We start from the raw sequence: 6068 nt of genomic DNA, 5'->3' as shown, positions 1-6068 counted from the left end.
ACGTGCCCGAGCCCGAGACGCTGCACCGCGGGGTGCGCCGGCTGGAATCGGGCTGCTACGCGCGGATCCGGCCCGGGCGGCAGCCGGAGATCACCCGCTACTTCGTGCCGCGCTTCGCGGTTACGCCGATCACCCGCGACAACGAGCAGGCCCGCTACGACGAGATCACCGCGGTGCTCGAGGACTCGGTGGCCAAGCACATGCGCGCCGACGTCACCGTCGGGGCGTTCCTGTCCGGGGGCATCGACTCCACCGCCATCGCGGCGCTGGCCATCCGGCACAACCCCAAGCTGATCACCTTCACCACCGGCTTCGAGCGGGAGGGCTTCTCCGAGATCGACGTCGCGGTGGCCTCGGCGGAGGCGATCGGCGCCCGACACATCGCCAAGGTGGTCCACCCCGACGAGTTCGTGGCCGCCCTGCCCGAAATCGTCTGGTACCTCGACGAGCCGGTGGCCGACCCCGCGCTGGTGCCCCTCTTCTTCGTCGCCCGCGAGGCCCGCAAACACGTCAAGGTGGTGCTCTCCGGGGAGGGCGCCGACGAGCTGTTCGGCGGCTACACGATCTACCGGGAACCGTTGTCGCTCAAACCATTCGACTACTTGCCGCGGCCGCTGCGGCGGTCGATGGGCAAGGTGTCCAAGCCGCTGCCGGAGGGGATGCGCGGCAAGAGCCTGCTGCACCGCGGCTCGATGACGCTCGAGGAGCGCTACTACGGCAACGCGCGCAGCTTCTCCGACGCCCAGCTGCGCGACGTGCTGCCCGGCTTCCGGCCCGAATGGACCCACACCGACGTCACCGCCTCGGTGTACGCGCAGTCGGCCGGCTGGGACCCGGTGGCCCGCATGCAGCACATCGACCTGTTCACCTGGCTGCGCGGCGACATCCTGGTCAAGGCGGACAAGATGACGATGGCCAACTCGCTGGAGCTGCGGGTGCCGTTCCTGGATCCGGAGGTCTTCGCCGTCGCCTCGCGACTGCCCGTCGACGCCAAGATCACCCGCACCACCACCAAGTACGCGCTGCGCCGGGCCCTGGAGCCGATCGTTCCCGCGCACGTGCTGCACCGGCCCAAGCTCGGGTTCCCGGTGCCCATCCGGCACTGGTTGCGTGCGGGCGAGCTGCTGGACTGGGCCTACGGGCTGGTGGCGTCCTCACAGGCCGGTCACCTCGTCGACCTGGGCGCCGTCCGGCGGATGCTCGACGAGCACCGCAACGGCGCCGGCGACCACAGCCGCCGGCTGTGGACGCTGCTCATCTTCATGCTCTGGCACGCGATCTTCGTCGAGCGCAGCGTCGTGCCGCAGATCAGCGAGCCGCACTACCCCGTGCAGCTCTGACGGTTTCTGCTCGCCAGGCTCAGGCGAGCACCGCGGCGATCTCGTCGGCCGCCTCGTCGCCGTACGCGCCGGCCAACCGGCTCACCGCGGTCTCGCGGTCCCAGTCCCAGTTCTGGGTTCCCGTCGACTCCAGGACCAGCACGGCGACCAGCGAGCCCAGCTGCGCCGAGCGCTCCAGGCTCAGGCCGGCGCTGCGGCCGGTGAGGAAACCGGCGCGGAACGCGTCGCCGACGCCGGTGGGGTCCGTCTGGCTGGTTTCGGGCACCACGCCCACATGGGTGGTCGTTCCGTCGGGCTCGACGATGTCCACGCCCTTGGGGCCCAGCGTGGTCACCCGCAGGCCGACCTTGCCCTGCACGTCGGCCTCCGACCAGCCGGTCTTGTTGAGCAGCAGCTCCCACTCGTAGTCGTTGGTGAACAGGTAGGCCGCGCCGGCGACGAGCTTCTCGATCTCGTCACCGGACAGGCGGGGCAGCTGCTGGGACGGGTCGGCGGCGAAGGGCAGGCCCAGCTTGCGGCACTCCTCGGTGTGCACCACCATCGCCTCCGGGTCGTTGGCCCCGACGATGACCAATTCCGGCTCGCCGATGGACGCGACCACGTCGGCGAGCTTGATGTCGCGGGCCTCCGACATGGCGCCCGGGTAGAACGAGGCGATCTGGGCCATGTCGAGGTCGGTGGTGCAGGTGAACCGCGCGGTGTGCGCGGTCTTCGAGATCAGCACGTTGTCGCAGTTGACGCCATGCGACTGCAGCCACTGCCGGTAGTCGTCGAAGTCGTCGCCGGCCGCGCCCACCAGCGCCACGTCGCCGCCCAGCACGCCGATGGCGTAGGCGATGTTGCCGGCCACGCCGCCGCGGTGAATCACCAGGTCGTCGACCAGAAAACTGAGCGACACCTTCTGCAAGTGCTCAGCCAGCAGATGCTCGGAAAACTTGCCCGGGAACCGCATCAAATTGTCGGTCGCAATCGAACCTGTCACCGCGATCGTCACGAATGTCTCCGCCCTTCGTTAGTAAGGTTATCTAGCTTACGCACGCCTCCGGACCGTCGCTGTGTGCACGGTCGGCGCCAGGCGGTGCGCTAGCCTCCCTAGGGAACTCGCTCAAGTCGCCGGGACCGCGATGCTCGGTCGGGGTATCCCGCACCCAGCCCGTCTGCAAGTCCCGTCTACCACCGTAGGAGACCACGATGGCAGGTCCGCACTCGCCGAACCACACCGTCGGCGGCAGCGGACCCAGCGGACCCGAACGCCCGGCCGGAGCCCGGCCGCTCGACTTCTCCGACGACCCCCGCGCCGGCGACGCCGCACCCGCCAATTATGCCGGGCAGCCCCCGCCGATGCCCTACCCGCAGCGACGGTCCAAGCGGCGGCTGGTCATCGGCGTTCTGCTGGCCGCCGCGCTGGTGGCGGCCCTGACCGTGGCGATCGTCTACGGCGTGCGCACCAACGGGGCCAACACCGGCGCGACGTTCTCCGAGGGGGCCGCCAAGACGGCCATCCAGGGGTACCTGGACGCCCTCGACCACCGCGACATCGAGGAGATCGAACGCAACGCGCTGTGCGGCATGTACGACGGCGTCCGCGACAAACGGTCCGACCAGGCCCTGGCCAAGCTGAGCAGCGACGCGTTCCGGAAACAGTTCTCCCAGGTCGAGGTGACCTCGATCGACAAGATCGTCTACCTGTCGCAGTACCAGGCCCAGGCGCTGTTCACCATGCGGGCGTCCCCCGCGGCAGGCGGCCCGCTACGGGGCGACCTGCAGGGCATCGCCCAGCTGCTCTTTCAGCGGGGCCAGATCATGGTGTGTTCGTACGTGCTGCGCACCGGCGGCTCGTACTGAGCGCGCCGGGCGCGCGGGCTTGGGCTTACCCGGTCAGTTGAACGAGTCGCCGCAGGCGCACGAACCGGTGGCGTTGGGGTTGTCGATCGTGAAGCCCTGCTTCTCGATGGTGTCGACGAAATCGATGGACGCGCCTTCCACGTAGGGCGCGCTCATCCGGTCCACCGTCAGCGTCACGCCGCCGAAGTCGACGGTCAGGTCGCCGTCGAGCGTCCGGTCGTCGAAGAAGAGGTTGTAGCGCAGGCCCGCGCAGCCGCCCGGTTGGACCGCGATACGCAGCGCCAGGTCATCCCGCCCCTCCTGGTCGAGCAGGGACTTCGCCTTGGTGGCGGCGGCCTCGGTCAGGATCACGCCGTGCGTCTTGGCGTTCGACTCGTTTTGCACCGTCATTGCTTCTCCTACATGCCTCATCGTTGGGTGGCTTCGTTCAGGTTCGAGCCCGCCGTTCTCGCGTTAGGCGGCCCGATCCGCCCGGAAAAAGCCCACTGGATCAACGGTACCTTGCAGGACCGCTATTCCCGAGTCGCGCCGCCACCACCGACGCCAATCCCATGAGCTGATTGGCCGCGTCGGCCTGCGCCAGCCGCACCGATCCGGCGTGATCGGCGATGGACAGGGCGGCCATGATGCCCGCCGAGCGCACCGTGGCGTTGTCCAGGTCGACCTGGCCGGCCAGCACGATCACCGGCACTCCCCGCGGCCGGGCCGCGTCCGCCAGAAAACCCACCACCTTGCCGTGCAGCGACTGTTCGTCGAAGCGCCCTTCCCCGGTGACGATGAGCTCCGCAATGTCCAGATCGTCCTCCAGGCGGGTGTGATGGGCGATGATCGCCGCGCCCGACTCGCACCGGCCGCCGAGCGCCAGCAGCCCGGCGCCCAGCCCACCGGCGGCCGCCGCGCCCGGTTCGGCGCTGACGTCACGCCCGGCCACCGCTTCCAGGATGAGCGCCCACGCCTGCAGCCGGACCTCCAGCGCCGCGACCGTGACCGTGTCCGCGCCCTTCTGCGGCCCGAACACCCGGGCGGCCCCCCAGGGCCCGAGCAGCGGGTATTCGGTGTCGGAGGCGGCGATGAGCTCCACGTTGGCCAGCTGCCGACGGGCGGAATCCAGGCCGCCGAGCTCGGCGATCATGCCCTGCCCGCCGTCGGTGCACGCGCTGCCGCCGAGCCCGACCACGATCCGCGTCGCGCCGGCCCGCATCGCCTCGGCGATCAGCTGTCCCACTCCCCTGCTGTGGGCCGCCATCGCGGTCTCCGGGGTGGGCGGGCCGCCCAGCAGGGCCAGGCCACACGCCTGCGCGCATTCCAGGTAGGCGGTGGTCGTGGCGGGGTCGAACAGCCACTCCGCCTCGACCATGGTGGACAGCGGCCCGGACACCCGCAGGCGCCGCGTCTTGCTCCCCAGCCGGCTGGCGAGCACCTCGACGAAGCCGGGACCGCCGTCGGACTGCGGGGCGACGATGAAGCGGTCGCCCGGGCGGCACCGGGTCCACCCGGTCGCGATCGCCGCGGCGGCCTCCACGGCCGACATGCTGTCGCCATAACAATCCGGAGCCACCAGGACGAGCATGGCGGGCAGCTGCAGACGGCCGGGAGCGAGGCCAAAGCCGGCATCGTCCGATGCCATCGACCCGTCGTCCATCACAGGCAGCCATTCATCACGTGTAAGAGTAGGGCCAAGTGAGGCGCTGACGCAGGTCTAATAGCAGGGCATTCCAAGCCAATTCCGAGACGGGCCAGCCGCGAAGTAACCTGGCCTCTGTGAAGCTGATGGGCCGTAAGAAGGGCCAAGACGATCTTGACGACGGCGCGGCCGCGCTCGATGCCGCCGGCGCCCCCGAGACGACCTCTCGGGGATCGCGCGGCACGAGCCCCAAGGGCCGCCCGACGCCCAAGCGCAACGAAGCGCGGCGCACGCCGCGCAAGGGGCCGGTCGCGCCCGCACCGATGACCGCGTCGGAGGCGCGGGCCCGCCGCAAATCGCTGGCCGGCCCCAAGCTCAGCCGCGAGGAGCGCAAGGCCGACCGGTCCGCCAACCGCGCCCGGATGGCGAATCGCCGGGAACGCATGATGGCCGGCGACGAGGCCTACCTGCTGCCGCGGGACCAGGGCCCGGTCCGGCGCTACGTGCGCGACGTGGTGGATGCGCGGCGCAACCTGCTGGGCCTGTTCATGCCGGCGACCCTGTTCCTGATGTTCGCCATGTTCACCACCCCGCAGCTGCAGCTGTACGTCTCCCCGGCGATGCTGCTGCTGATGGCCGTGATGCTGGTCGACGGGCTGCTGCTGGGCCGCAAGGTGAGCAGGCTGGTGGACGCCAAGTTCCCGGACAACACCGAAAGCCGTTGGAAGCTGAGCCTTTACGCCGCCAGCCGGGCGTCGCAGATGCGCCGGCTGCGCACGCCGCGGCCCCAGGTCAAGCGCGGCGCCGATGTCAAGTAGGCCCGCCTGAGCGCGGTGCGCACGCTGGTGCTCGGCGGGATCCGATCGGGCAAATCCCGGTGGGCGGAGGACGCCATCGCAGGGGCGCTGCCGGCCGGGCAGCCGGTGTGTTACCTGGCCCCCGGGCCGACCGGGACGGGTGACGCGGCCTGGGCGGACCGGGTCGCCGAGCACCGCGACCGCCGGCCGGGGCATTGGTCGACGGTCGAAACCGACGACATCGCGCGCCAATTGCGCGGGTCCCCGCACACCCCGACGCTCGTCGACGACCTCGGCGCCTGGTTGACCGGCATGCTGGACCGCCACGATGGGTGGGACGGCGGGCCGGTGCCGGCCGCGGTCCGCGACACGATCGAATCCACGCTCGCCGCCGTCGGCGCCTTTCATTCCACGTTGGTGCTGGTCAGCCCGGAGGTCGGGCTGACCGTCGTCCCGGCCACC

The 6068-nt window shown here is 70.5% G+C and carries 7 protein-coding genes; 4 read left to right on the top strand and 3 right to left on the bottom strand.

The annotated features are described in order from the left end of the window. On the top strand, positions 1-1340 hold a 1340-nt coding region (locus A5692_RS16600), incomplete at its 5' end, for an asparagine synthetase B (protein ID WP_068057767.1). Between the two features lie 19 nt (positions 1341-1359). Here the strand turns inward: A5692_RS16600 and A5692_RS16595 are convergent. Then, on the bottom strand, positions 1360-2334 hold the full coding sequence (locus A5692_RS16595) for a carbohydrate kinase family protein (protein ID WP_068057765.1): 975 nt from the start codon (positions 2332-2334) through the stop codon (positions 1360-1362). A gap of 197 nt (positions 2335-2531) precedes the next feature. Between A5692_RS16595 and A5692_RS16590 the strand changes: the two genes are divergently transcribed. Then, entirely contained in the window at positions 2532-3185 is a 654-nt protein-coding gene (locus A5692_RS16590) for a hypothetical protein (protein ID WP_068057763.1), read from the top strand. A 33-nt stretch (positions 3186-3218) separates the two neighbouring features. Here A5692_RS16590 and A5692_RS16585 read toward each other — a convergent pair whose 3' ends face one another. Together A5692_RS16585 and A5692_RS16580 are read right to left on the bottom strand one after the other, a co-directional pair. Beyond that, the gene (locus A5692_RS16585; protein ID WP_068057761.1) at positions 3219-3575 is read right to left on the bottom strand and encodes an iron-sulfur cluster assembly accessory protein; all 357 of its coding nucleotides are present in this window, start codon (positions 3573-3575) and stop codon (positions 3219-3221) included. A 100-nt stretch (positions 3576-3675) separates the two neighbouring features. Then, a complete protein-coding gene (locus A5692_RS16580) occupies positions 3676-4755 on the bottom strand; it encodes a glycerate kinase (RefSeq protein WP_068057771.1) in 1080 nt (359 codons plus the stop codon). A 191-nt stretch (positions 4756-4946) separates the two neighbouring features. Between A5692_RS16580 and A5692_RS16575 the strand changes: the two genes are divergently transcribed. Next, positions 4947-5627, top strand: coding sequence for a DUF3043 domain-containing protein (locus tag A5692_RS16575; protein ID WP_068057759.1), 681 nt, complete (start codon positions 4947-4949; stop codon positions 5625-5627). 15 nt (positions 5628-5642) lie between these two features. Beyond that, positions 5643-6068 (top strand): bifunctional adenosylcobinamide kinase/adenosylcobinamide-phosphate guanylyltransferase (locus tag A5692_RS16570; protein WP_068057769.1); only part of this gene is annotated, 426 nt, incomplete at its 3' end.

The sequence above is a fragment of the Mycobacterium sp. E342 genome (genome assembly GCF_001667665.1).
Taxonomy (GTDB): domain Bacteria; phylum Actinomycetota; class Actinomycetes; order Mycobacteriales; family Mycobacteriaceae; genus Mycobacterium.
This window is presented reverse-complemented; position numbering and strand designations above follow the sequence as displayed.